The sequence below is a fragment of the Natronoarchaeum rubrum genome (assembly GCF_024494695.1).
Window position 1 is genome coordinate 508103 of the sequence record NZ_JANHDP010000002.1, and the last position, 26874, is coordinate 534976.

35 protein-coding genes and 1 pseudogene are annotated in these 26874 nt (G+C 68.0%); 15 read left to right on the plus strand and 21 right to left on the minus strand.

The features are described from left to right. Nucleotides 1–243: 243 nt before the first annotated feature. From NO931_RS06660 to NO931_RS06675, 4 genes are all read left to right on the plus strand, one after another. Entirely contained in the window at nt 244–1197 is a 954-nt protein-coding gene (locus NO931_RS06660) for an aminopeptidase (protein ID WP_256391854.1), read from the plus strand. Nucleotides 1198–1332: 135 nt separating this feature from the next. Then, nucleotides 1333–1506, plus strand: a complete 174-nt coding sequence (locus NO931_RS06665; RefSeq protein ID WP_256391855.1) for a DUF5786 family protein — start codon at nt 1333–1335, stop codon at nt 1504–1506. Further along, nucleotides 1503–2072 carry an endonuclease dU gene (locus NO931_RS06670; protein WP_256391856.1) on the plus strand — a complete coding sequence of 190 codons (570 nt, stop codon included), beginning with the start codon at nt 1503–1505 and terminating at the stop codon, nt 2070–2072. Before NO931_RS06665 ends, NO931_RS06670 begins: the two co-directional genes overlap by 4 nt. A gap of 145 nt (nt 2073–2217) precedes the next feature. Continuing rightward, the gene (locus NO931_RS06675) at nt 2218–2814 is read left to right on the plus strand and encodes a uracil-DNA glycosylase (protein ID WP_256391857.1); all 597 of its coding nucleotides are present in this window, start codon (nt 2218–2220) and stop codon (nt 2812–2814) included. A 22-nt stretch (nt 2815–2836) separates the two neighbouring features. On the opposite strand, the pseudogene NO931_RS06680 reads toward NO931_RS06675, so the two are convergent. Next, nucleotides 2837–3010: pseudogene (locus NO931_RS06680) on the minus strand (DUF7331 family protein); the annotation flags it as partial. Between the two features lie 252 nt (nt 3011–3262). Between NO931_RS06680 and hisH the strand changes: the two are divergent. Both hisH and NO931_RS06690 read left to right on the plus strand, forming a co-directional pair. Continuing rightward, nucleotides 3263–3931 carry an imidazole glycerol phosphate synthase subunit HisH gene (gene hisH, locus NO931_RS06685; RefSeq protein ID WP_256391859.1) on the plus strand — a complete coding sequence of 223 codons (669 nt, stop codon included), beginning with the start codon at nt 3263–3265 and terminating at the stop codon, nt 3929–3931. Nucleotides 3932–4065: 134 nt separating this feature from the next. Continuing rightward, on the plus strand, nt 4066–4938 hold the full coding sequence (locus NO931_RS06690; protein WP_256391860.1) for a hypothetical protein: 873 nt from the start codon (nt 4066–4068) through the stop codon (nt 4936–4938). Nucleotides 4939–4981: 43 nt separating this feature from the next. Here NO931_RS06690 and NO931_RS06695 read toward each other — a convergent pair whose 3' ends face one another. Continuing rightward, complete coding sequence (locus NO931_RS06695) at nt 4982–5212, minus strand: Lrp/AsnC ligand binding domain-containing protein (RefSeq protein ID WP_256391861.1); 231 nt, start codon at nt 5210–5212, stop codon at nt 4982–4984. 129 nt (nt 5213–5341) lie between these two features. Between NO931_RS06695 and NO931_RS06700 the strand changes: the two genes are divergently transcribed. Continuing rightward, the gene (locus tag NO931_RS06700; protein ID WP_256391862.1) at nt 5342–6031 is read left to right on the plus strand and encodes a potassium channel family protein; all 690 of its coding nucleotides are present in this window, start codon (nt 5342–5344) and stop codon (nt 6029–6031) included. A 1-nt stretch (nt 6032) separates the two neighbouring features. Beyond that, nucleotides 6033–6263, plus strand: coding sequence for an Lrp/AsnC family transcriptional regulator (locus NO931_RS06705; RefSeq protein ID WP_256391863.1), 231 nt, complete (start codon nt 6033–6035; stop codon nt 6261–6263). Nucleotides 6264–6484: 221 nt separating this feature from the next. Here the strand turns inward: NO931_RS06705 and NO931_RS06710 are convergent, their stop codons facing one another. Both NO931_RS06710 and NO931_RS06715 read right to left on the minus strand, forming a co-directional pair. Next, nucleotides 6485–7009, minus strand: a complete 525-nt coding sequence (locus tag NO931_RS06710) for a DUF5813 family protein (protein ID WP_256391864.1) — start codon at nt 7007–7009, stop codon at nt 6485–6487. A 40-nt stretch (nt 7010–7049) separates the two neighbouring features. Continuing rightward, nucleotides 7050–7433, minus strand: a complete 384-nt coding sequence (locus NO931_RS06715; protein WP_256391865.1) for a DUF7522 family protein — start codon at nt 7431–7433, stop codon at nt 7050–7052. Nucleotides 7434–7578: 145 nt separating this feature from the next. Here NO931_RS06715 and sppA point away from each other — a divergent pair, with 145 nt between their 5' ends. The 4 genes from sppA to NO931_RS06735 all read left to right on the plus strand — a co-directional run bounded on the left by sppA (nt 7579) and on the right by NO931_RS06735 (nt 12061). Then, nucleotides 7579–8583 carry a signal peptide peptidase SppA gene (sppA, locus tag NO931_RS06720; RefSeq protein WP_375142036.1) on the plus strand — a complete coding sequence of 335 codons (1005 nt, stop codon included), beginning with the start codon at nt 7579–7581 and terminating at the stop codon, nt 8581–8583. Nucleotides 8584–8748: 165 nt separating this feature from the next. Beyond that, nucleotides 8749–9930 (plus strand): DUF373 family protein, encoded by a 1182-nt coding sequence (locus NO931_RS06725; protein ID WP_256391866.1) that lies wholly within the window; start codon nt 8749–8751, stop codon nt 9928–9930. A 114-nt stretch (nt 9931–10044) separates the two neighbouring features. Continuing rightward, nucleotides 10045–10773 (plus strand): diphthine--ammonia ligase, encoded by a 729-nt coding sequence (locus NO931_RS06730; protein WP_256391867.1) that lies wholly within the window; start codon nt 10045–10047, stop codon nt 10771–10773. A gap of 400 nt (nt 10774–11173) precedes the next feature. Further along, nucleotides 11174–12061, plus strand: coding sequence for a hypothetical protein (locus NO931_RS06735; protein ID WP_256391868.1), 888 nt, complete (start codon nt 11174–11176; stop codon nt 12059–12061). A gap of 49 nt (nt 12062–12110) precedes the next feature. On the opposite strand, the gene NO931_RS06740 is transcribed toward NO931_RS06735, so the two are convergent. The 3 genes from NO931_RS06740 to NO931_RS06750 all read right to left on the minus strand — a co-directional run bounded on the left by NO931_RS06740 (nt 12111) and on the right by NO931_RS06750 (nt 14241). After that, nucleotides 12111–12302, minus strand: a complete 192-nt coding sequence (locus NO931_RS06740; RefSeq protein ID WP_256391869.1) for a hypothetical protein — start codon at nt 12300–12302, stop codon at nt 12111–12113. A 117-nt stretch (nt 12303–12419) separates the two neighbouring features. Continuing rightward, nucleotides 12420–13220: a helix-turn-helix transcriptional regulator gene (locus tag NO931_RS06745; RefSeq protein WP_256391870.1), complete on the minus strand. Its 801-nt coding sequence runs from the start codon at nt 13218–13220 to the stop codon at nt 12420–12422. Between the two features lie 52 nt (nt 13221–13272). Next, nucleotides 13273–14241 carry a nucleotidyltransferase family protein gene (locus NO931_RS06750; RefSeq protein WP_256391871.1) on the minus strand — a complete coding sequence of 323 codons (969 nt, stop codon included), beginning with the start codon at nt 14239–14241 and terminating at the stop codon, nt 13273–13275. A gap of 157 nt (nt 14242–14398) precedes the next feature. Here NO931_RS06750 and NO931_RS06755 point away from each other — a divergent pair, with 157 nt between their 5' ends. Then, nucleotides 14399–16222: an SLC13 family permease gene (locus NO931_RS06755; protein WP_256391872.1), complete on the plus strand. Its 1824-nt coding sequence runs from the start codon at nt 14399–14401 to the stop codon at nt 16220–16222. Nucleotides 16223–16271: 49 nt separating this feature from the next. On the opposite strand, the gene NO931_RS06760 is transcribed toward NO931_RS06755, so the two are convergent. From NO931_RS06760 to NO931_RS06800, 9 genes are all read right to left on the minus strand, one after another. Continuing rightward, on the minus strand, nt 16272–16778 hold the full coding sequence (locus tag NO931_RS06760; protein ID WP_256391873.1) for a hypothetical protein: 507 nt from the start codon (nt 16776–16778) through the stop codon (nt 16272–16274). Nucleotides 16779–16858: 80 nt separating this feature from the next. After that, the gene (locus tag NO931_RS06765; RefSeq protein ID WP_256391874.1) at nt 16859–17542 is read right to left on the minus strand and encodes a haloacid dehalogenase type II; all 684 of its coding nucleotides are present in this window, start codon (nt 17540–17542) and stop codon (nt 16859–16861) included. Between the two features lie 64 nt (nt 17543–17606). Next, nucleotides 17607–18962: an MATE family efflux transporter gene (locus tag NO931_RS06770; protein WP_256392049.1), complete on the minus strand. Its 1356-nt coding sequence runs from the start codon at nt 18960–18962 to the stop codon at nt 17607–17609. 195 nt (nt 18963–19157) lie between these two features. Further along, nucleotides 19158–20405 (minus strand): signal recognition particle-docking protein FtsY, encoded by a 1248-nt coding sequence (ftsY, locus tag NO931_RS06775; protein ID WP_256391875.1) that lies wholly within the window; start codon nt 20403–20405, stop codon nt 19158–19160. A gap of 3 nt (nt 20406–20408) precedes the next feature. Beyond that, on the minus strand, nt 20409–20873 hold the full coding sequence (gene pfdA, locus NO931_RS06780; protein WP_256391876.1) for a prefoldin subunit alpha: 465 nt from the start codon (nt 20871–20873) through the stop codon (nt 20409–20411). Further along, on the minus strand, nt 20870–21043 hold the full coding sequence (rpl18a, locus tag NO931_RS06785) for a 50S ribosomal protein L18Ae (RefSeq protein ID WP_256391877.1): 174 nt from the start codon (nt 21041–21043) through the stop codon (nt 20870–20872). The genes pfdA and rpl18a overlap by 4 nt, the downstream gene beginning before the upstream one ends. 117 nt (nt 21044–21160) lie before the next feature. Continuing rightward, the gene (locus tag NO931_RS06790) at nt 21161–21826 is read right to left on the minus strand and encodes a translation initiation factor IF-6 (RefSeq protein ID WP_256391878.1); all 666 of its coding nucleotides are present in this window, start codon (nt 21824–21826) and stop codon (nt 21161–21163) included. A gap of 2 nt (nt 21827–21828) precedes the next feature. Continuing rightward, nucleotides 21829–22107 (minus strand): 50S ribosomal protein L31e, encoded by a 279-nt coding sequence (locus NO931_RS06795; protein WP_256391879.1) that lies wholly within the window; start codon nt 22105–22107, stop codon nt 21829–21831. Beyond that, nucleotides 22107–22259: a 50S ribosomal protein L39e gene (locus NO931_RS06800; protein ID WP_256391880.1), complete on the minus strand. Its 153-nt coding sequence runs from the start codon at nt 22257–22259 to the stop codon at nt 22107–22109. Before NO931_RS06800 ends, NO931_RS06795 begins: the two co-directional genes overlap by 1 nt. Nucleotides 22260–22436: 177 nt before the next feature. Between NO931_RS06800 and NO931_RS06805 the strand changes: the two genes are divergently transcribed. Together NO931_RS06805 and NO931_RS06810 are read left to right on the plus strand one after the other, a co-directional pair. Further along, a complete protein-coding gene (locus tag NO931_RS06805; RefSeq protein WP_256391881.1) occupies nt 22437–23165 on the plus strand; it encodes a class I SAM-dependent methyltransferase in 729 nt (242 codons plus the stop codon). A gap of 65 nt (nt 23166–23230) precedes the next feature. Then, entirely contained in the window at nt 23231–23842 is a 612-nt protein-coding gene (locus NO931_RS06810; RefSeq protein WP_256391882.1) for an MBL fold metallo-hydrolase, read from the plus strand. A 16-nt stretch (nt 23843–23858) separates the two neighbouring features. Here the strand turns inward: NO931_RS06810 and NO931_RS06815 are convergent, their stop codons facing one another. From NO931_RS06815 to NO931_RS06835, 5 genes are all read right to left on the minus strand, one after another. Then, the gene (locus NO931_RS06815; protein WP_256391883.1) at nt 23859–24299 is read right to left on the minus strand and encodes a hypothetical protein; all 441 of its coding nucleotides are present in this window, start codon (nt 24297–24299) and stop codon (nt 23859–23861) included. Between the two features lie 116 nt (nt 24300–24415). Further along, entirely contained in the window at nt 24416–25168 is a 753-nt protein-coding gene (locus NO931_RS06820; protein ID WP_256391884.1) for an MBL fold metallo-hydrolase, read from the minus strand. Between the two features lie 109 nt (nt 25169–25277). Further along, complete coding sequence (locus NO931_RS06825; protein ID WP_256391885.1) at nt 25278–25523, minus strand: hypothetical protein; 246 nt, start codon at nt 25521–25523, stop codon at nt 25278–25280. 13 nt (nt 25524–25536) lie between these two features. Beyond that, nucleotides 25537–26025, minus strand: a complete 489-nt coding sequence (locus NO931_RS06830) for a DUF7112 family protein (protein WP_256391886.1) — start codon at nt 26023–26025, stop codon at nt 25537–25539. Nucleotides 26026–26051: 26 nt separating this feature from the next. Then, nucleotides 26052–26795 carry a hypothetical protein gene (locus NO931_RS06835; protein ID WP_256391887.1) on the minus strand — a complete coding sequence of 248 codons (744 nt, stop codon included), beginning with the start codon at nt 26793–26795 and terminating at the stop codon, nt 26052–26054. Nucleotides 26796–26874: the final 79 nt, after the last annotated feature.

A 26874-nucleotide genomic window follows, 5' to 3' on the forward strand; every position in this document is an offset into this window, starting at 1 on the left:
GGGGTAATCCGGGATTGTCGCCGCGGCGTCGATCCGCACTCGCCGGGAACGCGTCGGACCGTTTCCGATCGTCGCGTGCGCCGCGGTGGCGTCGGGCCGCCGTACCTCGACCCCGCATAAGCCGCGCTTTCGAATCGGCGAGCGGGGAGGATCTCGCTCTTTTGGCCCGGCGCAGTCCGACCGCGGCGAGCCGCGGATTCGCCGAGGGCAAAACCTAACCCCGTGCCGGCCGACGGATCGGCCATGAGCGACCTCCGAAACGCGGCCGAAACCGCGGTGCGTCAGTGCCTCGATCTCTCGGCCGAGGAGTCCTGCGTGATCGTTACCGACGACAAGCGCGCGCCGATCGGCGAGGCGCTGTACGACGTGGCCAGCGAGATCGACGACGGCGCGGCGATCCTCCGGTACCCGCCGGGCGACCAGCACGGCGAGGAGCCGCCCGCGCCCGCCGCCGCCGCGATGCGCGACGCCGACGTCTTTCTGGCGCCGACGACCAAGAGCATCAGCCACACCCGCGCCCGCGGCGACGCCTGCGACGCCGGCGCCCGCGGCGCGACGCTGCCGGGGATCACCGAGGACGTGTTCACGGCCGGGCTGGACGCTGATTACGAGTCGATCGACGCCGAGTGCGACCGGATGCTCGATCTCGTCGACGACGCCGACGAGATCCGCGTGACGACGCCGCTGGGCACCGACATCACGTTCGGCATCGGGTCTCGCGAGTGGCTCGCCGACACCGGGATGGTCCACGAGCCCGGCCAGTTCTCGAACCTGCCCGCCGGCGAGGTGTTCGTCAGCCCTATTACGGCTGACGGCACGTTCGTCGTCGACGGGACGATGCGCCCCCACGGGCTGCTCGACGAGGGCCAGACACTGCGCTTCGAGGTCGAGGACGGCTTCGTCACCGAGATCTCCGACGACGAGATCCGCGAGCAGGTCGAGACCGCCGCCGAGGACGTCGGAGAGGACGCGTACAACCTCGCCGAACTGGGCATCGGGACGAACCTCGCGGTCGAGGAACTCGTGGGCTCGGTGCTGCTCGACGAGAAAGCCGGCGGCACGGTCCACATCGCGATCGGCGACGACGCGGGGATCGGCGGCGACACCGACGCGCCGCTGCACCTCGACGGCATCCTCCGCGAACCGACCGTCGAAGTCGACGGCGAGGCGATCGAGCTGCCCGCGGTCGACCGGTAAGTTCGGTCGCGGTCGGGTGCAAGGACGACTTACCCGGATCGGTGGGGATGGTAACGGCGAACACTAAATATAATCGACCGATCACGCCGATTTCTGCGTGGAATTTTTGTGGATCAAGCCCCTATTGATAACTGTATGGGATTCGGTAGCTACGACGAGTCCGAACAGGACAACCAGAATTTTGACGCCGATATCGACGACGACGGTGTCGACTCGTCGGAGAACGAACACGACGGGGACGTAGAGTTCGAGATCGGCGCATCGAACGACGAACTCCTCGACCGGTTGCAGGACATCAAAGAGGAGTGAAGTCCGGGACGCGGGCGCTCGGCGTCGCCGAATCGTACGACGGGTCGCAGGAGGCCGACGAGTCGACGTTGGCCGGCGCGGTCGTCCGCGCGGACCGCGTGGTCGACGGGGTCGGATTCGAGCGCTGTACGGTCGGGGGCACCGACGCGACCGAGACCGTCCGATCGCTGACCGATCGGCTCGCCCGCGCGGACGTTCGCTACGTTTTTCTGGCCGGCATCGCGCTGTCGTGGTACAACGTCGTCGATCTTCACGGCGTCCACGAGGCCGTCGAACGGCCGGTGCTCTCGGTGACGTTCGAGGAAAGCGACGGGCTGGACGACGCCATCGCCGAGGCGTTCGACGGCGACGCGCTGGAACGGCGACTCGACGTCTACCGCGACCAGCCGCCGCGCCGGCGCGTCGAGGTGAACGATCGGGCGGTGTTCGTGCGTTGCGTCGGCGCCAGCGAGGAGACCGCCGAACGGCTGGTGAAGCGGTTCACGCCCGCCGGCGGGCGGCCGGAGCCGCTTCGGGTGGCACGGATGGCCGCCAGGGCGGGGCACCGGTATCGGTTCGAGGAGTAGGGCTTCGCGAGCGTGTCGCTGCGGTGGGCGTTCTCCGGGACGTTTCACTGGGCTTTGGACCACCGATCCGCCGTTCGATCACGGAACCCGAAAAGAGCGATCACGGAACCCGAAAAGAGTAGTGTCCCGAGTGCGGTCCCCGAGTATGGAGCAGATGGACGGGCTGACGGTGACCGCCTGCGAGCGCTGCGCTGAGCTCTGCGAGTCGCGCAGCCGGATCGTCAGCGGCGTCGGGCCCGAGGACGCCGACCTGGTGTTCGTCGGCGAGGCGCCGGGCGCCACCGAGGACGAGCGCGGCGAGCCGTTCGTCGGCCGGAGCGGCGACGTGTTAGACGACGCGCTGCGGGACGCCGGACTCGCGCGGGCGGACGTGCGGATCACCAACTGCGTGCGCTGCCGGCCGCCGGACAACCGCGACCCGGCCGACGACGAACTGGAGAACTGTCGCGAGTATCTCGAACGGGAACTCGACCTGCTCGACCCCGAGGTGATCGTCACGCTCGGCAAGGTGCCCAGCGAGCACCTGCTCGAACGCTCGGTCGGCGTCACGAACGAAGCCGGCAGCGTCGTCGAGACGCGCGTCGCCGGGACGCCCCGTCGCGTGCTGATCAGCGTCCACCCCGCGGCGACGCTGTACGATCCGAGCCAGCGCGAGACGTTCGCCGAGACGATCGCCACCGCGGCAGACCTCGCCGGCGCCGCGGAATCGGGCGACGGGCAGGCGCGCCTCGGCGACTTCTGACTTCACCCGACCCTGGCGACGTCTAGCCTTCCCCGCCGACCTCGACGGCGTAGTCGGATCTGATCCAGGCGTCGTCGTCCTCGCGGTCGTAGACGACGACGGTGCCGTCCTCGATCCGGATCGCGCCGTAGCGCGGAACGCCCTCGAACTCCTCTTCCTCGATCGCATTCTCGAAGCGGTCTGATGAGAACATCGGGTGTGCAGCGTCCCTAGCCGCCGAAGTAGATTAAGCGCACTACCAATCTATTGGGGGTGCTCGCGGGGACTGTCCCGCCGGCTTGTAACCGCCTGCGGCGCGGTGCCGATCGGATACGGCGGCGACCTCAGGGCCGGTCGGATGCGGCGGCGATCGGACCGTCGGCCGCGACGCCGACCGGTTCGTCGGCCGACAGCGGCGACTGTCGCGCGAAGCGGAAGGAACTTCCCCGGGGTGGCCCTACCTGCAGACATGAGCCAGCAGACCGAACGCCCGGACGACGCCGCGGCGTCGGCGTCGATCGTCGTCGTCGACTACGGGCTCGGGAACCTCCGCAGCGTCACCCGCGGCCTCGAACGGGCCGGCGCGGACGTCGAGATCACCGACGATCCCTCGGCGTTCGCGGACGCCGACGGCATCGTGCTCCCCGGCGTCGGCGCGTTCCGCGAGGGCGTCGAGAACGCGGGGCCGTACCGCGAGCCGCTCGAAGAGGCCGCCGAGCGCGGCCAGCCCGTCTTCGGCATCTGTCTCGGGATGCAGATGCTGCTGACCGACAGCGAGGAAGCCGACCGCGCCGGCGAGGGCGACGTGCGTGGCCTGGACCTGATCCCCGGCACGAACCTTCGCTTCGACCAGGGCCAGAAAGTGCCCCAGATGGGCTGGAACGAACTGAACGTCGAGCGCGACCACCCGCTCGTCGAGGGCGTCGACGGACAGTACGCCTACTTCGTCCACTCGTACTACGCCGAACCCGACAGCGAGGATGCCGTCGTCGCGACGACAGACTACGGCGTCGACTTCCCCAGCATCGTCGCCAACGAGGCCGGCAACGTGTTCGGCACGCAGTTCCACCCCGAGAAGAGCGGCGAAACGGGGCTGCAGATTCTGCGGAACTTCGTGGAGATCTGCGCCGGAGAGTAGCGGAGACCGTGCAGCACCGTCATGGGACGAAATAGTTGATCTGGGTCGTCTCCTCGTAAGACATCGGTTTTGAACGCAAATATTATTTTCTGAAATAGTAAATATTAACGCCGTCGGGCAGGTACGCAGTTTCGATGCAATCCAACGACCGCGGGCGAGCTGGAAAGCGCCGCAGGGCGATTCTCACGACCGGTGCGAGCGCTCTGGCGGCCGGAGTCGCGGGCTGTACCGGCGTCCTGTCCAGCGGTGACTCGCCGGGATCTGACGACTCCTCGGACGATGACGGGAAGTCGTTCACGCTTCCGATCGATGGCGACGCCGAAACGATCGAGTACGGAACCTCCGTCACGGCGACGATCGACGGCGACGCGCCGGAGTCTGACGCCTACGTTGGCCGGTATCACCCCTGGACGTTCGAGGCCGAGGCGGGTGACGTCGTGACGGTCAGCGTCCCGACGAACGGCGACAAGACCGTGCTGTTCCTGCTTGACGCCGATGGCGAGAGGGTCTCGCACAACCCGGATTTGACCGGCAGCGACATTCCGCTCGCCGGCGTCCCGCTGTCCGAGAGCGGTACCTACGTCGTGGTGGTCGCCGTCGGTCTGGGCGCCTTCGCCCCCCTGGAGTACGAACTCTCCGTCGAGGAGGGGGTCGACGAACCGGGAGACGACCTTCGGTCGATCTCGATCGGCGAGACGAAGCGTGGTGAGATCGACCTCGCGGACTCGTTCGGCGGGGAGTACGACCTCTACTACGAGCCCGTTCGTTTTCGTGGGGAGGCCGGGGAGTCCGTGACGATCGAGATGGTCGCCGACGACATGCTGCCCGAACCCGCTCTATACGGACCGGACGGCGACAAGGTCGCGGAGATTGACGGCAGCGGTGACTTCAGTACGGGCCGGATTCCGGACGTGGAACTTCCCCGGACGGGCGAGTACACGATCAGAGCGCGAGTGCTGGGCGGGATCGGAAGACAGGAGTACGAACTGACCGTCGAATCGGCCTGACCGGGCACAACGCTCCACCGCCGCCGGCGTAGTTCGGAGGCGATCAGTCGAGCGAGATGTACGTCTTCGTGTCGGTGACGCCGCCCAATCCCCGGACGCCCGAGGACGCCGTGTCCAGAACCTCGTACACCTCGCCGACGTCGAGCTCGGCGATGATGTCGTAGTCGCCGGCGACGATGTGGGCCTCGGCGACCTGCGAGAGCTCGCGGATCGACCCGAGCAGATCTTCGGACTTCCCCGCGGCCGTTTTCACCATTATAAACGCGTGGACCATCGTGGTCCGTGGTACGCTTTGACACGACAAAAACGTTTGCCCGCCGTCCCACCGGTTCGACCGGTGTGGCGGCGCGCTCGGCGACGGAGCGGGGTAAAGTTATTCAAGGACCGTCGCGTACGGACTGACATGCGGTTTGTTATCATAGGAGCGGGTCGCGTCGGACTTCGAACCGCCCGCGTGCTGCAGGAGGAGGGCCACGAGGTGACGCTCATCGAGCGTGACCCCTCGAAGGCCGACCGCGCTCGCAAGCAGGACTACGAGGTGATCGAGGGCGACGGGTCGCGCGAGGACGTCCTCGAGGACGCGGGCGTCGACGACGCCGACGCGCTGGGGGCGCTGTCGGGCGATCTGAACGCGAACTTCGCCGCCTGTCTGATCGGCGACCACTACGGCTGTCGCACCGTGTTGCGGATCGACGAGGACTACCGCGAGGACATCTACCGAAAGTACGCGCGTGAGGTCGACGAGATCGTCTACCCCGAGCGCCTGGGCGCGATCGGCGCCAAAAACGCCATGCTGGGCGGCGACATCCGTGCCATCGCCGACATCGCCCAGCACCTCCAGGTCGTCGAGTTGACGATCACCAGCGAGGCGCCGACGGCGGGCTACACCATCAGCGAACTCCAGTTGCCCGCCAACGCCACCGTGCTCGCCTTCGGCAAGCGCGACGCCGCGGTCGGGATTCCCTCGCCCGACGAGTCGATCGAGCCCGGCGACCGCCTGATCGTGCTCGCTGACTTCGCCGTGCTCGACGACGTCAGACAGATCTTGGTCGGCGACTCCAGTCGCGCGACCGCGCAGGCGGGGGGTGTCTGAGATGGTGACTGCCTACGTGATGATCAAGGCCAACACGGGCGAGGCCGACCGACTCCGCGACGACATCGAGTCGATCGAGGGCGTCGAGCACGCCCGCATCGTCGCCGGCGACGTCGACATCATCGCCAAAGTCGCCGTCGGGACGCCCGCGGAAGTCAAGGACATCGCGGCGACGGCGATCCAGGACATCGACGGCGTCGAGGACACGCAGACGTACATCGCGATGGACTAGCGACGACCTTTTTGACGGTTCGGGTCGCCTTCGGCGACCGCTCACCGCAAAAAGCTCGGCCAAAAACTCTCCTCACTCGCTTCGCTCACGGCTTCGCCGTTCGCGTGGTCGCGGTTCTCGCGCCTGCGGCGCTCCGAACCGCGCACCGCTCGTTCGGAGTGAAACGGCGGCTTCGCCGCCGTACGCTGGACCGCACTACCACATCCGCACAGCTCGGGCAGCTACAGCGGCGTCCCGCCGCGATTCGTGCCCTCGCTGTCAGCGTTCTGCTGGGCGCGATTGAGCAGGCCGGCGACCGGTTCGCCGTACTCGTAGCCCGGGATGACGCCCTGGACGTACGTGCCCTCGACGTAGTCGATCAGCGCCTTGGCGTCGTCGGCGCCCTGATCTGCGGTCCACGCCTGGACGCCGAAGCGCGCGACGACCTCGTCGTCGAAGCGCTCGATCTCGGGGTCGAGCCGGTCGCTGGACTTGACGACGTCGTAGGCGTCTTCGAGGCGGCGTTCGAGCGTGTCGAACCAGCCGTCCTCGACGACCTCGGCGACCGTCTCGCTCTCGACGACGGCGTCGAGCGTCGGGACGCGGACCTCGACCTCGAACGTGGCGTCCCGGTCGCCGGGAGCCGGCGAGAGCGTCGCGACGGCGTCGAACGGCGTCGTCGTGCAGCGGTACTCGTCGGCGTCGACCTCGAACGCGCCGTGGCGTTCGAGCGCCCGGCGGGCCGCGTCGGATACGTCGTCGGTCATCGTCGAAAACAGGCGTCGAGCGGTGTTGGGCGTTGCGCTTTCAGAGCTCGTCGCGGAGCACTTCCTTGATCGACGTCGTGACGTTCTCGAAGTCCTGCATCGTCAGTCCGTCCGTCGTGACGAACACGCCCTCGCGCTCGTCGGTCACGCGGACCAAGTAGCCGTTGTCGAACGCCCGGATCGTGTAGTTGTACGCGCCGAGTTCGGTCCCCTCGTAGGCGGCGTGGGCCGTCTTGAAGTCGTGCCACTCGTGGCCGATGAAGCTCGTCAGGTCGGCGTCCTGCTCCAGATCGTCCCGGAGGTACAGCTGGTCGTAGTCGTCGCGCGTGAAGTACGTCACCGACCGGAGACTGTCGCCGATGGCCGTTCGGCTGACGGTGACGATCTTGTCGGCCGCCTCGTCCGCGAGTAGGTTGCTCGCCATCCTAGCTGGTCCTTGCGTACAGCCCTACAAGAAACTGCCCCCGCCGGAATCACCCGGCGAGTCGCGGGCCGCGCCGCGGTTCGGCGCCGACGTTTTATGTCCGCCCGCGCCCCACACCGGAGCATGCAACGTCGTGGTGGTTTCTGTGGCTGATCGGTTCCGCGGGCTCGCGACGCTCGGGGCAGTGTTGGCGGGCGCGGCGATCGCAGCCGTGATCGGCTACGTCCTGTTCGTCGAGATCCCGTTCGGGCTGGCCGAACTTCTCGGAATCGTCCTGACGCTGGCGCTCGCGCTGGTCGGTGCGCGTCTGGCCGGGAACGCCGTCCAGTCGCTGCTGCCGGGCTACGACGTCGCGGAGGTCGCCGTCGAGGGGCCGATCACGCGCGACGGCGGCGGCGGGCCGCTGCCGAGCCAGCCGGGGTCGACGCCGGCCGACGACATCGTCGACCAGATCGAGCGCGCCGACGCCGACGACGCGGTCGACGCCCTGCTGGTTCGGCTGAACACGCCCGGCGGCGAGGTCGTCCCGAGCGACGACATCAAGCTCGCGGCCGAGTCGTTCGACGGCCCGACGATCGCGTACGCCCAGGACACCTGCGCCAGCGGCGGCTACTGGATCGCCAGCGGCTGCGACGAGCTGTGGGCCCGCGACGCCACGATCGTCGGGTCGATCGGCGTGATCGGCTCGACGGTCAACGCCGCCGACCTCGCCGAGAAGGTCGGACTCAGCTACGAGCGGTTCGCGGCCGGCGACTACAAGGACGCGGGCACGTCGCTGAAGGAGATCGACGACGACGAACGCGAGTACCTTCAGGGGATCGTCGACGACCTCTACGATAACTTCGTCGAGCGCGTCGCGGAGGGCCGGGGGCTGGATCCCGAGGCGATCCGCGACACCGAGGCCCGCGTGTACCTCGGCGAGGACGCCGCCGAGATCGGGCTGGTCGACCGGCTCGGGACGCGCGAGGACGTCGAGGACGAGCTGGCGAAGCGGCTCGGCGTCGACTCGGTCGCCGTCGAGGAGTTCGAGCCCGAGCGCGGCATCGCGGCGCGCATGCGCGGCGGCGCCGAGCGGGTCGCGTACGCGCTCGGCGCGGGCGTCGCGAGCGTCGCGGCCGACGACCGCGAGATCGACCTGCAGCTTCGCTGAGGCGTCGATCGCGCTGCGGCCGACGCTTGCGAGCGTGCGAACGCGGCCGGACGCCGCCGCCGCGGCGTCGCGACGATTCTGCTCCGGCGTCGCGGTGACTGATCTCGCCTCACGGCGTTGCGCCGAGACGAGAGTTTTTATTCCGGGGTCGACATGGTTTCGACAGTGACAACGCTGGTGCTCTGCGTCGACCGGGCGAACGACGTCGGCCACAAGACCGGCCTGGAGACGCCGGTCGTCGGGTGGGAGGCCGTCCGCTCGCTCGTCGTCGACGTCGGCCTCGCCGACCCCGAAGACTCGAGCGTCAACTCGCTGCTCGAGACGCTCTCGGTGGCCCGCGAGCTGCGGGACGGCGACGACGACGCCGTCGTGGCGGTCGTCTCCGGAGCCAGCGACTCGATGGTCGGCGCCGACCGCACCGTCGCGCGCCAGCTCGACGAGCTGATCGAGACCCACGACCCCGACTCGGCGATCGTCGTGATCGACAGCGCCGAGGACGAGCGGCTGGTCCCGATCGTCGAGAGCCGGCTGCAGGTCGACTCGGTCGACCGCGTCGTCGTTCGGCAGGCCCGGGATATCGAGTCGACGTACTACCTGCTCAAGCAGTTCCTCGCCGACGAGGAGCTGCGCCAGACGGTGCTGGTGCCGATCGGGCTCGCCTTGCTCGCCTTTCCCGCGCTCACGCTGTTCACCGGGATCGCGGAGGCGCTGGCGACGATCACGGCCGTGATCGGCGTGTTCCTGCTGTACAAGGGGATCGGCGTCGACGACACGCTCCGGCAGCTGGCCGGCCAGGCGCGGGACTCGCTGTACTCCGGACAGGTGTCGGTGGTGACCTACGTCGTCGGCGCCGGGCTGACGCTGGTGGGCGTGTTCGCCGGCGCGCTCGCGGTCTCGGATCTCGGCCGCACTACCGACGTGTTCCTGCCGGCGATGCAGTTCGCCCACGCGAGCGTCCCCTGGCTCGCGATGGCGGCGCTGGCGGCCTCGACCGGCCGGCTGCTCGACGAACTGATCCAGAACGACGGCATCCGTCCCTCGTATCTCAACCTGCCGTTCGTGGTCGTCGGGCTCGGCCTCGTCGTCCGCGGGTTCGCGGGCTACTTCCTCGAACGCGCGAACCTCGTCCCGCCGATCGACGTGCCCGCCATCGAGGCCGGTGCGGTCTCGGTCGAAGGATTCACGCTCAGCCTGGGCAACCGACTGGGCGTGTTCGTCGTCGGTGGCGTCCTCGTGACGCTGATCGGCGTCCGCGTCGCCACCTCCTTCAACGGGTCGGCGATCGAGGACGCCGAAGCCGAGTTGCCCGACGGCGACGACGGCAATCCCTCACGACCCGACCCGTAGTTCGGCGCCGCGGACGCCTCACGCCGGCTTGCAGGTCGAGGCGACGGAGCGCCGCGGTGACTCGGCCGCTGTGGCTTCGACGCATCTATCCTCCGGGCCCGACAACGATGCGGCATGACAGACGACGCCGGCCGCTGGGTCAGCCTCTTTTCCGGCGGCAAGGACTCCTCGTGGGCGCTGTACCGCGCGCTCGAACGCGACCTCGACGTCGGACGGCTGCTGACCGTGCATCCGGAGGGCGATTCGTACATGTACCACGTCCCCGCGACCGAACTGGCCAGCCTCGCCGCCGAGAGCGTCGGCGTCCCGCTCGTCGACGTCCGCCCGGACGACTTCGAGGCCGAGGCCGCCGCCGACTCCGGGACGCAGGGTGACGCCGAAGTCGAACCGCTGGAGGCCGCGCTGCGCGACCTCGACGCCGAACTCGACGGCGGCGTCGCCGGCGTCACGGCCGGTGCCGTCGAAAGCGAGTACCAGACCAGCCGGATCGAAGCGCTCTGCGACCGGCTCGGGATCGAGCTGTTCGCGCCGCTGTGGCAGCGCGACCCCCGCGAACTCGCCGACGAGATGCTGTCGGCCGGCTTCGAGATCCGGATCATCCAGGTCGCCGCGGAGGGCCTCGACGAGTCCTGGCTCGGGCGGCGTCTCGACGCCGACGCGCTGGCGGAACTCGAAGAACTCAACGAGGAGTACGGCGTCCACATTCTCGGCGAGGGCGGCGAGTTCGAGACGCTCGTCACCGACGGCCCGCACATGGACCGCCCGATCGAACTGGAGTACGAGACGGAGTGGGACGGAACGCGGGGGAGTGTGCGGATCACGGACGCGCGACTGGGCGAGTAGCTCTACCGTGAGGAGGGGAGCGAAGCGCGGTTCGGAGCGCCGAAGGCGCGAGAACCGCGACCACGCGAACGGCGAAGCCGTGAGCCGAGCGATCGACGAGCGGATTTTTGGTCCAGATTTTTGCGCCGAGAGGTGGGCGAGCGAAGCGAGGCCACCCGAGGCGAAAAAAGGTGGGTGCGGACGGGACGCGTGGGAGCGTGCGGATCACGGACGCGCGGCTGGGCGAGTAAGGTCGATCGACCGCGGGAGTTCGTCGTCGATGTCTTACCGGTACGGATGAGTAGGTTGCCAATTGTACCGACCAACCGCAGCACAGTAAAATGAAATAAAATTATACTATTTATTAGCTATCAAAACTCTGAAAAGATTTTTCAACACGGTTGTACTATCTACGAATGCGATGAGAGAAACTACGTCACGGCGAGCACTGCTCCGAAGTCTCGGCGGCGCACTCGCGGCGACGGCCGGAATCGGCGCTGCGGGAACGGCATCGGCCGAAACGAGTCAGGGCGCGGGCAGCTACTGGTCCGAGCCCCGCGTGATGATCGACGCGGTCTCTTACGACGGCGCCGAGCGCAAGGGTGCGCTGCTCGAAGACGTCGTCTACGACGACCCCGACGCCGGGCTGATCTCGGACATACACTACGTCGTCCACGACGGGGCCGACGCCCACGACGTGCGCGACGACGCGGCGACCAGCGAGGTCGGCGCGACCGCCGCGCAACTCGAGGAGGTCTACCTCTCGACGACGCTCCCGGTCGCCGACGGCGACGCCGAGCTGTACCAGCAGGCGCTGGTCAGCGAGACCGACAACGCGCCGGCGCTGCTGATCGACAACGAGCTGACGCTACCCGCGGCCGGCGACTACGTGGTGACGACGCTTCCGAACCCGGATCTCGGCGACGGCGACAACGAGGCCTACACCGTCGAGGACGGGCACTATCAGCTGCTGGTCGCGACCGACGGGACCTACTACGCCGCGTTCGCACAGCGCGAGTCCTGGCGCAAGCAGTTCGACGACCAGCGCGTCGGCGTCGAGGGCGTCGCCAGCGGCGAGGACAAGTCCGCCTGGCGCGACGCCTACGTCGAGGGCGACGGCGACCTCGACACGAACGCCTCCAACGACGGCGACATCGACCTTGCCTTCGAACTCGACGCGAGCGGGTACTCGGAGCTCTCGTGGACGACGGCGATCGGCTTCGGCTTCGAGGAGGCGGCCGCTGTCGACCGCGCCGTCGCGTCGCTCGACAGCGGCTTCGACGCCGAGCGCCAGGAGAGCTACTGGTAACGCGCTCCGGAACGGTGAGGAGGTGACAGTGGCGGGCTCGTCGTCGGCGTCATTCCACCGACTCGACCAGTCGGGCGCAGGGCGGTTCGTCGGCCAGTTCGATGTCCGGTTCGCTACAGAGGCCGCTGAGACACGCGTCGCACAGGTACAGATCGATCTGCTTCGCGTGCCTGCCGGCCGGTGAGAACCGAAGCGTGTACCGCACCGCGAGCGGGCTCGACCCGCAGTTCGTGCAGGTCATCTCCCGGCCCGACCCTCGCGCTCGCTGCTGTCGACGATCATCGTGCCCCGAATGACCCCCGGGGAGTATCATGTTATCCCGTGGGATCTGTGCAGACCGTGCACGCGCCGGCCGAGTTCAAAACTCGTCGATCGGTTTCGGCTGCGCCGCCGCTCGGTACTCGTCGTAGACCGACTCCGCCCACTCCCTGACCGCCGTCGTATCGGTGTCGAGCAGCGCGCGCGGGAACCCCTCGTCGTCTTCGACGCCGATCTGGACGCGCTCGTCGTCAGCCAGCCCCAGGTAGAAGGGTAGATCACCGTCGTAGACGAGCACGGTCAACTGTCCCGTCGCCAGTTGCTCCCGGAACAGGTCGGCGTACTCCTCGGTTTCGATCGTCTCGTCGACCCCGGCAGAGACGACGATCTCGGCCGCGAAGTCGCGTTCGGTGATCTGCTCGTGGACGACCTCGCTTCCCTCGAGGTCGATCGCCGGGAGGAATCCCCGGAAACGGGTCGTGGACCGCAGCAGCTCGGTCTGCGCTCGCCCGGGTGCGTACGGGTCAGAGGACGTCGAGGTCGTGATCGTCGCCGCGCGCAGCGCGGCACGGTCGAGATCGAACTCGGCGTAGGGGAACCACCGCAGGAACGTCGACTGTTCGTCGGTCAGTCGGAGCGCGTCCACCATGTTTCCGAACTCCTCGGCCACGATCGTCCCGGCGGGGGTGAGACGGTACGCACCGCCGACCGACTCGATCCAGCCGCGCTGTTCCAGCCCGGTCAGCGTACGCGCGATGGTTGACCGGGAGGCGTCGAGGTGGGTTCGCAACTCGCGTTGGGTCGCCGGTCCGGACGCCAAAAGCCGTTCGAGCGCTCGAACGCGCGACTCCGAGCGCGCGAGAAACGATATCTGTTCGATTGGGTCTCCCTCGTCAACCATCGGTGTACACTCCCCGGAACACTCACGGCTATAAACCGCTCGCGGTCGCGCGCTACCGGCCGTTCGAGATCTGCGTGTGCGCCCCGATCAGCGCGCCCTGAAGGTTCAGCCCGTTCAGATCGGTGTCGCGATCGATGATCGACGACCGGATGTCGCAGTCACGCAGCGTCGCGTCGGAGAAGACGATCGACTTGTCGAGGTCCGAGTCCACCACCTCGGCGTCGGGCATGACGTGGACGTTCTCGCCGAGCCGGGAGTTCTCGATCGTCGCGCTCTCGGCAACGTGCGTGTCGCCGCCGAGATACCAGGCGATCGCTTCGAGGTAACTCTCGGGCGTGCCGATGTCGAACCACGCCTCCTCGAACGTGAAGGCGTACACGGAACTGCGGTCCTGCAGCCACTGGATGAACCAGCCCGGCTCGTCGGGGTTGTTCCCCGATTCGAGGTACTCTTCGAGCAGGCCGAGCGCGTCCGCGGGGAAGCCGTAACACGCGATCGAGACGAGCGTGCTGTTGGGATCGTCGGGTTTCTCCTGGAACTCGACGACCTCGTCGCCGTCGAGATCGACCAGCCCGTAGGATTTGGCCTTCTCGCGGGAGCCGACGTCGTAGGCCGCCAGCGAGGGCGAGCCCTTCGACTCGAAGAAGTCGATGAACTCCGAGACGTCGAAGCTGATGAGGTTGTCGCCGGCGATCACGACGGTGTCCTCTTCGACGTTCTCGCGGTCGACCAGCTGGGCGAGCGCGCCGACGACGCCGAACTTCTCGTCCTCGGCGACCGTCTCCTCGATCGTCAGCGTCGGCTTCTCGAAGCGGCTCTCCGCGAGGTGCTCGCGGAAGTCCTCCGCGAAGCGCTCGTTCGTCGAGACGAACACCTCGGAGATCCGATCGTCGTCCTCGAGATCCGCGAAGATGCGGTCGATAACCGTCGTGTCGCCGATCGGGAGGAACATCTTGGGCCGATTCTTCGTGATCGGCCAGAGTCGGGTGGCGTAGCCGCCGGCCAGAACGATCGCTTTCATACTCCAACACTCGTAGACCGCCACTAAGGCCTTTTTGCTCCGCGGCGCCGGGCTGCGGTTTTCCGGCGTGCCATTCGACGGTTCGGGGCCGGGCCGCGGCCCGGACGGTGCGGTGTTATTACCCGCGCCGTGGAACAGTCGATGGAGGTACCTGTTCGTGGAATGGGGGGTCGTCGCGGCGGGGCAGGTACAGCCCCCGCCGACCGACGCGCTGGTCGTGTTCGGGCTGGTCGCACTGGCGTTTCTGGCGTTCGTCACCGAGCCGCTGCCGATCGACGTCTCGGCGATCCTGCTGATCGTGCTGCTGGCGGTGCTGGAGCCCTGGACGGGGATCTCCTCGGCCGAGAGCGTCTCCGGGTTCGCCAGCGAGGCGACGATCACGGTGCTCGCGATGTTCGTCCTCAGCGAGGGGATCCGACGGACCGGGACCGTCCAGTTGCTGAGCCGCCGGATCGTCGCGTTCGCGGGCGGAGACGAGCGAAAGCAACTCGCGTCGATGATCGGCGTCTCGGGGCTGGCGTCGGGCTTTATCAACAACACGCCGGTCGTCGCCGTGCTGATCCCCGTCGCGACCGACATCGCCGACCGGACGCGCACGTCGCCCTCGAAGCTGCTGTTGCCGGTGTCGTTCGCGTCGATGTTCGGCGGCATGCTGACGCTGATCGGCACCTCGACGAATCTGCTGGCGTCGGACGTCTCCGCGCGACTGATCGGCGAGCCGTTCTCGATGTTCGAGTTCACGCGGCTCGGCGCCGTGGTGCTGGTCACCGCTGCGGCCTACCTGCTCGTCGTCGGCCGACACCTTGTCCCCCCGCGGATTCCGCCCAACGAGGACCTCACCGAGGAGTACGGGATGGGTCCGTACCTGACCGAGGTCGCTGTCGGGCCGGCGGCGCCGCTCGTCGACCAGCGCGTCGGGAGCGCCGCCGCGCTGGCGGCCGTCGAGGTGCTGGAAGTGGTCCGCGACGACGAGCCGGTCGCAGCGGACGACCCGCGGATTCGGGCGGGCGATCGGCTCGTCGTCACGGCCACGGGCGAGGCGGCCGCGGACCTCTCGGAACTCCGGGGCGTCGACGTCCTGCCGGACGCGAACGTCGAGGACGACCTCGCGACGCGGCAGGCCGATCGCGACGTGCTGGCGGAGGTCGTGTTGACGCCGCGGACGGGGACCGCCGGCCGGACGCTCGCCGAGCTGGCGTTCGGCGCCGAGTTCGACGTGTCGGTGCTGGCGCTGCGCCGCGGCGAGACGGTCGTTCACGAGCAGATCGAGGACCTACGGCTTCGCGGCGGCGACACCCTGCTGGTCCGGGGCGACGAGGCGTCGATCCGCCGGCTGCGCGAGCATCGCCACTACATCGTCGCCCAGGAGATCGCCCGCCCGTCGTACCGCACCGAGCGGATCCCGATCGCGCTCGGCATCGTCGGCGCCGTGGTCGCGCTGGCTGCTCTGAACGTGCTCTCGATCCTAACGGGTGCCCTCGCCGGGGTCGTCGCGATGGTCGCGACCGGCTGCGTCAGGCCCGGCGAACTGTACGACGCCGTCGACTGGAGCGTGATCTTCCTGCTCGCCGGCGTGATCCCGCTGGGCGTCGCCCTCGAGCAGTCGGGCGGTGCGGCGTACCTCGCGAGCCTCGTCGTCGCGGGCGCCGGCGACTACCCACCGATCGTCGTGTTGGGGCTGTTCTACTTCGTGACAACGCTGATGACCGAAATAGTCAGCAACAACGCCAGCGTCGTCTTGATGATCCCCGTCGGCGTCGACGTGGCGTCCCGCATCGGCGCCGACCCGTTCGCGTTCGTGCTCGCGGTCACCTTCGCCGCCAGCACGTCGGTACTGACGCCGATCGGCTACCAGACGAACCTGATGGTGTACGGCCCCGGCGGCTACCGCTTCTCGGACTACTTCCGGGTCGGCGCGCCGCTACAGGCGATCATGGTGGTCGTCACGACGCTGGGGATCGCGTTCTTCTGGGGGGTGTAGCGCCCCCGAGGATAGTGTTCTACGTCGCGGCGTCGGTGCCCCGCATCGTTCAGGCGATCGCGTAGACGAGCACCGTCGCCGCCGGAACGGCGAGCAGCGCGAGCACGGTGACGACCGGCCGGTCGCGACGGGACGCCGCCGCGGCGTACAGTCCGCCGAAGACGCCGATGGTCCCGAGCAGGCGCAGCAACGCGGCCAGCCATAGTTCGGCGCCGCCGGACAGCAGGACGGCCGAGACGGAGACCTCGCCCGCGAACGCGGGGCCGACGCCGAACCAGATCACGTCGGCGAGGCGCTGGGCGATCAGCCCCCAGACTGCGACCACGCCGGCCTCCCACGGCGTCGTCGCCGGACGACGGCGACCGTACGCGAGGATCCCGACCACGACCGGTACGAGGATGACGAGCCGTTCGAGTTCGATCGTCAAGGACGTCGTCGTGGTCGCCAGATACGCCTGTATCGCCAGGCCGAGGGCGGCAATCCCGACCACCAGGCCGACGAACCACGGCCGGCTCAGGGCGGCGATCGGCGAGCGACGGGATGGAGGGTTAGACACGATCGAACATCTCCGCGATCACATAAGTGTTTTCGGATGATATCTATCGTCGCTTGTCCCTTCGCCGGCGCCGCTGGCGCTCAGGCGTCCAGTTCGTCGGCCAGCTCGTGAAAGTCCTCGACGGTGACGTCCGGTTCGATCTCGTAGGGGCCCCACGTCGTTCCCTGCCGGTTCACCCACGCGCCGGACATCCCGGCGTCGACCGCGCCGGGCACGTCCCACCAGCCCGCCGCGGCGAACGCGACGTCCTCGGTCGACTCGCCGATCCGGTCGGCGGCGTGGCGGTACACTTCGGCGTCTGGCTTGAACGTCTCGATCTCGGCGACGCTGATCGCGTCCTCGACGTACTCGTCGATGCCGGCGTGATCGAGCAAGGTGTCGAGCATCTCGGGGCTCCCGTTCGACAGGACGTACAGATCGTAGCCCGCGTCGTGGAGCCGCTCCATCCCCTCGGGAGCGTCCGCGAACACGTCGAGCTCGTCGTACGTCGAGAGGATCGCCTCGCGCTCCTCGGCGCTCGTCTCGGCGCCGGCGACCGATAGCGCGTACTCCAGGGCTGTACGGTTCATCTCGTAAAACGAGTCGTACTCACCGACGTGGTTAGCGACCATCGCGTAGTTCAGCGAGCGCTCGCGCCAGATCTTCGAGACGAGCTTCGGCCGGTCGACGTACTCCGCGAGCGGTTCCTCGACGGTCGTCACGTCGACGATCGTTCCGTAGGAGTCGAACGCGACGGCCTCGACGTCGTTCGGATCGATTGGCACGGTCGAGCGTTCGACGCGGCGGTCCAAAACACCCCGGTGTGAGGCAGCCGATCGACCGCGGGCGTCACTCCGCGACCGCCGGCTCGGCGTCCTCGACGATCGCGCGCTTCCACGTCCCGCGCGTGAACCACGCGACGGCGGCGATCGCGCCCACGACGTCCCCGATCACGACGGCCGTCCAGATGCCGGTGGTCCCCCAGTCGGCGGCGAACACGAGGACGTAGGTCGCCGGGACGCGAGCGATCCAGAGGGTGACGACCGAGAACACCAGCGCCGTCTTCGTGTTCCCGGCACCCCGGAACGCGCCGAGCATGACCTGTAGCACGCCCATGAACACGAACATGCCGGCGACGAACCGCAGGTACGTGCTCCCGTAGGCGATCGTCTCCGCGGCGCCCTCGGTGTCGGCGGTCATGAACACGCTGACGATCGGTTCCGGGAACGCGAACGCCGCCAGTCCGGCGGCGGCCATCACGCCGGCGATGGCGACCGCGGCGACCCAGGTCGCTCGCTCGGCCCGCTCGGGGTTGCCGGCGCCGAGGTTCTTCCCGACGATCGTGTCGGTGGCCTGTCCCAGTCCCATCGCGGGCAGCAGCGCCAGCGAGATGAGCCGGTTGCCCAGCCCGTAGGCCGCGACGACGGTCGGCGGGAACGACGCCACCATCGCTGTCAACGTGACCATCGCCAGCGAGCTCATCGACTGTTCGAGCGCGGTCGGGACGCCGATGCGCGTGATCTCCCGGACGTACTCCAGCCGGGGCACCAGGTCGGACCGCGAGATCGCGGGCCCGACACCGCCGCCCAGCAGCAGGTACATGCCGAGCACGGTCGCGACCGCGCGCGAGAACACCGTCGCCACCGCGGCGCCCTGGATCCCGAGCTCGGGGAACGGCCCGACGCCGAAGATCAGCAGGGGGTCGAGCGCGAGGTTGAGAACCACGCTGACGAGCATCACCCGCATCGGCGCGCGGGTGTTGCCGTACCCGCGCATCAGCGAGACGAACACGAAGAACCCGAACACGAAGGGCACGCCGAGCATGAACAGCCGCATGTAGTCGGCCGCGAGCGGGACGATCAACGCTGCCGTCTCGGCGTCCGCGGGCAACCGCGCGAGCAGGGGGTCGGTCACAAAGTAGCCCACGACCGCGAGGACGATCGAAACGAGCGTAATAAAGGAGATCGTCTGCCCGGCGACGAGACCGTCCTCGCCGCTGTTCGCGCCGGTGTGCTGGGCGATCAGGATCGCGCCCGCGGCGGTGAACCCCCCGCCGACCGAAATCAGCAGGAAGATCAGCGGAAACGCGAGGCTCAGCGCCCCGACGGCGTTCTCCGAGAGCGCGCCGAGCCAGAACGTGTCGCCGACGTTGTACGCGACCTGCAGCAGTTGGATCGCCACCAGCGGCCACGCCAGCCGGAACATCGGCCGGAGGAGCTCGCCGCTGGTGAGCTCGCTCGCGTCGCGTTCGTCGCCCGTAGATGCCACTTCCTAACGGATTTGGTCGTCTGTCTTCAATTTTCATACTCGATCGGCGTGTGCGACGCCGTTCCACGGGTGCGGCGCACACGCTGTGCTATCGGTTGGGGGCAAGAACGGCGTCGCAAAGAGACGACCGCGCTACCCGTCGATGCCCAGCAGGCGGTCGACGAGTTCCTCGGGGTCGAACGGCTCGATGTCGTCGTACCCCTGACCGGTCCCCAGGAAGAGGATCGGCTTTCCCGTGACGTGGGCGATCGAGATCGCCGCGCCGCCCTGCGCGTCGGCGTCGGCCTTCGTCAGCACGGCGCCGTCGATCTCGGCGGCGTCGTTGAACTGCTTGGCGCGCTGGACCGCGTCCTGACCGGCGACGGCTTCGTCGACGAACAGCGTCATGTCGGGCTCGACCACGCGGTCGATCTTCGAGAGCTGCTCCATCAGGTCGTCGCTGGTGTGCAGGCGCCCGGCCGTGTCGCCGAGCACGACGTCGACGTCGTTGGCCTCCGCGTACTCGACGGCGTCGTAGATCACCGCGGCGGGGTCCCCGCCCTGCTCGTGGGTGATGATCTTCTTGTCCAGCGCCTCGGCGTGCTCCTCGATCTGCTCGTTGGCGCCGGCGCGGTAGGTGTCGCCGTTGGCCAGCACCGTCGAGAGCCCGCGCTCCTCGAAGTAGCGGGCCATCTTGGCGATCGAGGTGGTCTTCCCGACGCCGTTTACCCCTGTGAACACGATCGTCAGGGGCTTGTCGGCCTCGGCGACGTGCTCGTCGAAGTCGAACTGCCCGACGCTGATAACCTCCAGCAGGGCGTTCTTGAGCGCGCGCTGGACGACGCCGGTCGTCGACTTCGTGAAGCGGTGGGTCTCGCCGACCAGCTCCTCGCGGAGCGTCGCCATGATCTCCTGTGCGACGCTGAACTCCACGTCGCTCTGGAGTAGCGCCATCTCTAACTCTTCGAGGGGCGCTTCGAGGTCTTCCTCCTCGATGACGGTCTGCCCGGTGGCGAACGACTTCGCGCGCTTGGCGAAGCCCGGCCCGCCGTCATCGTCGTCCTCGGCGACGGTATCGGTGACGGCGCCGGCCACGTCCGCGCCGCCGGAGTCGCCTTCGGCGTCGCTCCCGGGCTCGCCGCCGCCCGTCTCGGTTTCGGCTCCGTGCTCGGCGTCGTCGCCCTCAGGCTGGGTCGCGTCGGACCGGGCCGCCGCGGCGGTCGCTTCGGCTGTGGCGTCGGCCGCCGTCTGTTCGGTCGCGTCAGCCTCGGCGTCGGCCTCCTCGACCGCCTCGGCTTCTTCGGCCGCGTCCTCGCTCTCGGCTTCCGCCGCCTTCTCCTCGGCGGTCTCCTCGACGTCCTCCCGGAAGCTGCCGAGCTTGTCCTTCAGGCTGTCGAACATGCGCTACTCGTCGCCTTCTTCCTCGCCCTGCATCTGCTGCATCTGCTGTTGCATCTGCTGTTGCTGGAGCTGCTGGGCCTTCTGCTCGAGCTGCTCGCTCTCGGTCTCGATCTCGGCGATCTCCTCGTTGACCTCGTCGATGCGGTCGTCGAGCGTCTCCTTCTTGCTCTCCAGGGTCGAGACGGCGTCGCCCTGCTCCTGCTCGGCCGCGTAGCCGCCGCCGAGGCTGACGATGACCTCGTCGATGTCCTGAACCTCCGCGCGGAGGTAGGCGTCGCCGCCCAGCGGGACCTGCACGGTCGAGCCGGTCTCGAGCGTCTCGATGGCCTCGATGGCCTCGTCGACCTCGACCTTCTCCTGCTGCAGATCGTCGACCTCGCCCTCGAGGGCCTCGATCTGTTCCTGGAGCTCCTGAAGCTGCTGGCTCAGTTCCTGGAGTTGCTGCTGACCGCCGCCACCGCCCATCATTGTGCCACCTCGTCGATCTCGATCTGGCGGCGCTTCAGGCCGTGCTTGCTGCCGAAGTTGGAGTAGACGTACTCCTCGGCGACGTCGTCGTTCTCCGCCTCTACCTCGGTCTGGAACGTTTCCCACCCGTCGCGGGCCTCGAACCGTCCGCTAACCGAATACTGGTTCATGCCCTACACTGCGTCGGGGAGTCGGAAGAATCTTCCCTTCCGTATCGGTCCGACGGGCGACGATCAAAGCGGCGGGAAACGCAGGAAAGCGTCGCCGTAACGACCCGATCGGGCCGATCAGTCGATGTAGCCCAGCGCGTCCTCGATCCGGCCCAGCTCGGGGCCGGTGGTGTCCTGGCCGACGACGTAGCCGTGCTCGTTGGCGAGCAGGCCCGAGCCGACCAGCGGGGCGCCGTAGTTGATCGTCCCGACGTCGGCGTGGACGTCGAGCAGCTCCTCGAGGTAGTCGAGCTCCGGATCCGAGGTCTTGGGGTGACAGAGCACGCCCTCGTCGTTGACGACCGCGGCCGTCCCGACGGTCCGCACGCCCGCGAGCTCGCCCTGCTCGACGGGGACCTCCAGCGCCCGTTCGACGGCGTCGATCGCCTCCTCGGGAAGGTCCGGGTGGACGTACGCGCCGTAGTCGTTGGCGAGCACGACGTTACCGGCGGCGTTGATCCGTCCGGGCAGTTCGACGATCGGCACGTCGATAGCCTCCTCGAGCCGGTTCCGCTCGCGGTCGGTGACGCGGCTGCTGACCAGCAGCCCGTTCTCGTTCCCGACGACGAGCGCGCCGACGGTGGCCGAGCCGGCGATCGTCGTGGGCGTGACCGGCACGCCCAACTCGTCGCCCAGATCCTCGACCAGATCGTCGTCGGCGTCGGGACGCACCAGCAGGTGATCGTCCGTGGCGCGCGCGAAGACGCCGACGTACGCCGATCCTGTGAACGCGGCGCGAAGCAAAGTTACTCTGCGTGCTCGGCTTCGACGATTGCCTCGCCCTCTTCCTCGAATCGGGCGGCGCGCACGCGGAGCTTGCTCGGCGGGTTCTTGCGGCTCTGTGACCAGATCGCCTCGTTAATCGAGGGGTCGAGGCGGACCTGCTCTCCGTCGACGGAGAAGTGCTTGGCGAGGTGCTCGCGCAGCAGCTTCATCGCCTTGTCGGCGGCTTCGTGCTTGGGTGCCGCTTTGGCGTCACGCAGGGGAACGGTCATGACCCGCTCCTCGAACTCTCCGGCGCTCATTATTCGTCAGTGCTCTGGCGCCGCCAGTTGCGCCGCTTGGGGTTGCGAGTGACTTCGCGGTCCGTCTTCAGCATGACCCACGCCGGAACGCGGCTGTTCTGGCGCTCCAGCTTGGAGAGGCGCTTCTTCTTGGCCTTCGATTTCTTACCCATAGTGGGCGCATCTACCCGACCGTAGCTTAAAATCTTGTTCCTTTGCGGGCGGAGCCCCGCCGCGGACGTCGACGGCATCGGGGTGGCGTCGCGTCGCGGGACGGGGACGACTGCCGTCGCGACTGTTTCTTCCGTCCGCCGAACCGTTGAAGTGTCCGCTGGGCGAACGTCGTCGACATGGATTCGTCCGCGCGCGAACGCTCCGGCCCGTTCGGCCGCATGATCTGGGACTACCACGAGGGCGATCTCGCCGAGCAGCCCCGCCATCGCCGCGACGACGGCGAGGAGAGCGAGGCGCCCCTGGAGTGGTACTTCTCCGGTCCCGACGCGTGGCCCGAGGTCGAGCACACCGCGTTCGCGGACGTCTGCGGCCGGGTGCTCGACGCCGGCTGCGGTGCCGGGCGCACCGCGCTGTGGCTCCAGGAGCAGGGGTACGAGGTCGTCGGCGTCGACCGCAGCCCCGGCGCCGTCGCGGTGGCGCGCGATCGGGGCGTCGAGAACGCGGTCGTCGGCGACATGGGCGACCCCGGACTGTTCGAGGACAGCTTCGACACCGTGCTCGTCGCCGGCCAGCAGGTGGGCGTTGCCGGCGACAGGGACGGCGTCCGCGAGCTGTTCGACGCCTTCGCCGAGCTCACGGGGCCAGACGGACGGGTCATCGCTGACGTCTCCGACCCGACAGAGGCGCCGCCGGAGTTCCGCGAGTACCTCGGCGACGTCTCGGACGGCACCGCGTCGCGCACCTTTCGAACGGTGTACGACGGCGACGTGGGCGATCCGATCTCCCTCCTGATGTTCTCGCCCGACGCGCTCCGACGAATTGTCGCCGACACACCGTGGTCGATCGAGACGCTGTACGGCGTCGACGAGGAGGGCGGGCACTTCTACTTCGTGCTTGAGAAGTAGCCCGGACGGTCCAATTTCGACCGCAACCCCACCGTTTTTCGACGCTGGCGTCCGTCTCCCCGCGCATGGACGTCGTCACCGTCACGGCCGACGCCGACAGTTTCACCTGCAACGCCTACCTCGCGCTGGGCGAGCGCGACGTACTGGTCGACGCCGGCGCGATGCCGGGCGTCGAGGACGTGGTTCGGGAACACACCGATTCGCTGGACGCCGTCGTGCTGACCCACCAGCACGGCGACCACGTTCAGGAGCTGGACGCCGTGCTCGACGCGTTCGACGCCGATCTGTACGCTTACGCCGACCACCCGCGCCGGACGCACGAAATCGCCGATGGCGATTCGGTCGAGATCGGCGACGAGTCCTTCGACGTGGTTCACACGCCGGGCCACGCCGACGACCACGTCTCGCTAATCAGCGACTCGACGATCTTCAGCGGCGACGTCGTCGTCCACGACGACGGCGCGTTCGACTACGGCAGCTTCGGCCGGACCGACATGGCCGGCCAGTCCCGCGAGGTGCTGATCGAGAGCATCGAGCGCATTCTGGATCGACTGCCCGACTCCGTGGAGCACATGTACGCCGGCCACGGGGACGAGTTCCACGGCGAGGTCGTGGACGTGATCCGCACGGCACTGGAGCGAGCCGAGAAGCGCGAGCCGAAGTACCCCGACGAGTAAGTGATTCGCCGAACAGTCACTCCATCGTGACGTGCTGGCAGTCCGCCTCCATGCGGAGCGACGGCGTCCCGTCAGCGCCAGTCTCGATCCACAGCTCGACCCCGGCCCAGTTTGACCCGTCGCAGGGGAGTTCGGGCTGCTCGAACCCCGGCCAGTCGCGCTCGAACCGCGCCTCGTCGACCGTCACGACGACGGTCGCGGGGTCGGACGATTCGGGAAACGGGGCGTCCTCGTCGGCCTCGTTGCTGTCCGAGAGCGAGTACTCCTTCTCGAAGACGGCGTCGCCGCTGTCGTCTCGCACGGTGACGCTGACGTCGTACGCCGCTTCGCGGTCGGCCAGATACACTGTCACCCAGTGGGCGGGCGTCGGCGACGAACTCTGAGCAGTACATCCCGAGACGCCGGCGAGTGCGGTCCCCGCACCGGCGAGCAGTGATCGTCTGTGTATGGAGGGCATTCATCCCAGAGAAGTCAACCGTCTTACGTTACTCTTACTATGAGCAGTACATAGCCGAACGTACTTTCGCCCCGATTTCGCGGGCTAATTGCTACCGTTGGTTCCGATGGATCTACTCAGCCCAGATACGTCTCGAAATCCCGCCCCAGCTCGAAGCCCTGTTCTTCGGCGGCATCAGCCATCGTTGCTGTCGGACCGTCGAAGAACTCGTTGATGTGGACGAGGATCGTTCGATCCGCCTCCGCTTCGGCGACCATCTTCACGAAGTCGATCTCGTCGTAGAGGTCCTCTCGAAGGATCGGCGACCCCTCCACGAACAGGATATCGGCGTCCCGGTATTCGGTGCCTGCCGGTCGATCGGGACAGAATCGTTCGACGTCCGGAGCGTAGACCACTTTCGTCCCCTCGTGATACACCGCGAACCCGACCGTATCGAACTCCGGTCGACCGTGCGCTACCGGGAACGGAACGACGGTGAGATCCCCGACTGTGACCCGGTCACCGTGTCGGACGGTCTCGACGCCGATATCGTCGAGCAAGTACTCGCGTTCGTTTCGAAGGTGTTCGACTGCAGTTTCCGTCATCCGAACGTCGGTCCCCACGTGCGGTACGAGGAGACCGAGATCGTCGATACCGCCGACGTGATCGTGGTGGAAATGCGTCACGAACGCGGCGTCGAGCGTGTCGATCTCGGCTTCGAGAACCTGTTCGCGTACGTCAGGACTGACGTCGAGCATGACGGTCGCCGCTGCAGTTTCGACGAGCAGTCCCGGCCGACGGCGTCGTCGTTCGGCGCCGATCGACTCTAGATCCGTGAACATCGGCGGGACGCCGGTCATTTCTCCGCTTCCCAGTAGAGTTACATTCATATCATTTCTCTCGAAGAGTTTCTGAAAAGCGTGCTGGTGGGTGGCCTGCTTACGCGTATGCTCGCTACCCGGTGATTGGCCGCTGCATTCCCGTCGGTCTTTCGGCGATTCACTCGTCGGAGTCCGGCGGGTCGACCCGGTAGTCGTCGGGGTCGTACGAATCGGCGAGCGAAAGCAGTAGCAGGGCCGCGAACGCGACGACGGTAGCGTAAAACGCGTCGAACTGCACTGCCCCGACGCCGATCCGGTGAACGCCCGGCTCGTGGAACGCCACCGTGTACGCCAGCCCGGCCGCACCGATCACCGGATAGTGGTAGTAATCGATCCTCGATAGGATCCGGAGCCAGCGTTCCATGCTGTAGTCGACCTCAGTTGTCCTCCAACTGCTTCGCGTCCTCGCGAGCTTGCGAGCGAGGGCTCGATGAGCAAAGCTCATCGGCGATCGACGCCAAACTGTCGTCGGGCGCCTCGGTGGCGTCGTAGAAGACGCGCTCGCCGGGCTCGCGGACGCCGTACTTGAACCCCGCCTCGATCACGTCGACGAGCACCGACTGGCCGAGTTCGAGCCCGGCGTCGTCGGTCCAGTCGACGAGCCGGTTCGACGCCGAGCCCGGGTTGCGCGCGATCGACGGCGCGTCGTAGGCGCCCGGGATAGAGCGATCGCCGGCGTACTCCTCGATCTTCGCGTGGCGCTCGGCGCCGTCGACCACGAGGCGGACGACTTCGCCCGCGGGGAACGCGTCGGCCCCCGAGGAGTCGGGCAGTTCGATCGCCGGGCGGTTCGTCGAGCCGCGTCGGGCCAGCGTGGCGCGGACGGTCGTGATCGAGTCGTGGTCGGAGGCGACGCGGTCTGCCATCGTCTCCCGCTCCGGGCCCGCGGCGCTTAAATCGTACGTCGCCAGATTGCCAGCGCGCCTACGCCGAGCGTCGCCATCGCCCCGCCCAGCGCCGCGAGCGCGCCGGGAAGCAGCCAGTTGCCGCCGAACGCTGGCTCTCGCGAGAACGCCCTCGTCAGGCGTTCGGGCGGCGACTCGAGCGCGTCCGGAACGTCGACGATCGCCCCGTCGATCGGGTTGCCGTCGACCGCTTCCGGCGCGTCAGCGTCCACCGGCGATCCGTTCCCCGTCACCTCCGGGGCCCCGTCGACGTTCGCGAGGTCGTCCACCGCGTTCGGATCGAGCGCCTCGTTCGACGGATCGTCGCCGTCGCCCGGCGCCCTCCCGAGGTCGATGCCGTCACCGGACAGGTTTGCGATGTCGAGCGCGTCGGGATGCTCGGCGACCGACGGTACGGGTTCGACGCCGTCGCGGTCCGCGTCGCCGCGCTCCCGGTCGAGTTCGGTCACGACGGTTTCGGTTCCCCCGTCCGTCCTGACGACGACGACCAGCACCGCCCGGTCGTCGTCGAGTTCGTGGACTGCGGCGTCGACGACGCGCGGGTCGGAACTCGTGGCGGCGGCGTCCGCGGCCGACGCGCCGGCCTCTGTACTGGCGTTTTCGTCCGCCGCCGAGGCCGGATCTGCGACCGCACCGACCGTCGCCGTCGCTAGCAGGACGACCCCGACGACGATCGCGATCCGGCGGACGACGCCGCTCGCCGCGGCGGATCGACACCGTGCTCCCCCCACTTTTTCTCGTAATCATCGACTTCCGTAATTAGTATGCGCAGCGTGGAAAACAGTAGACATCGTCTGAACGGCAGTAAAG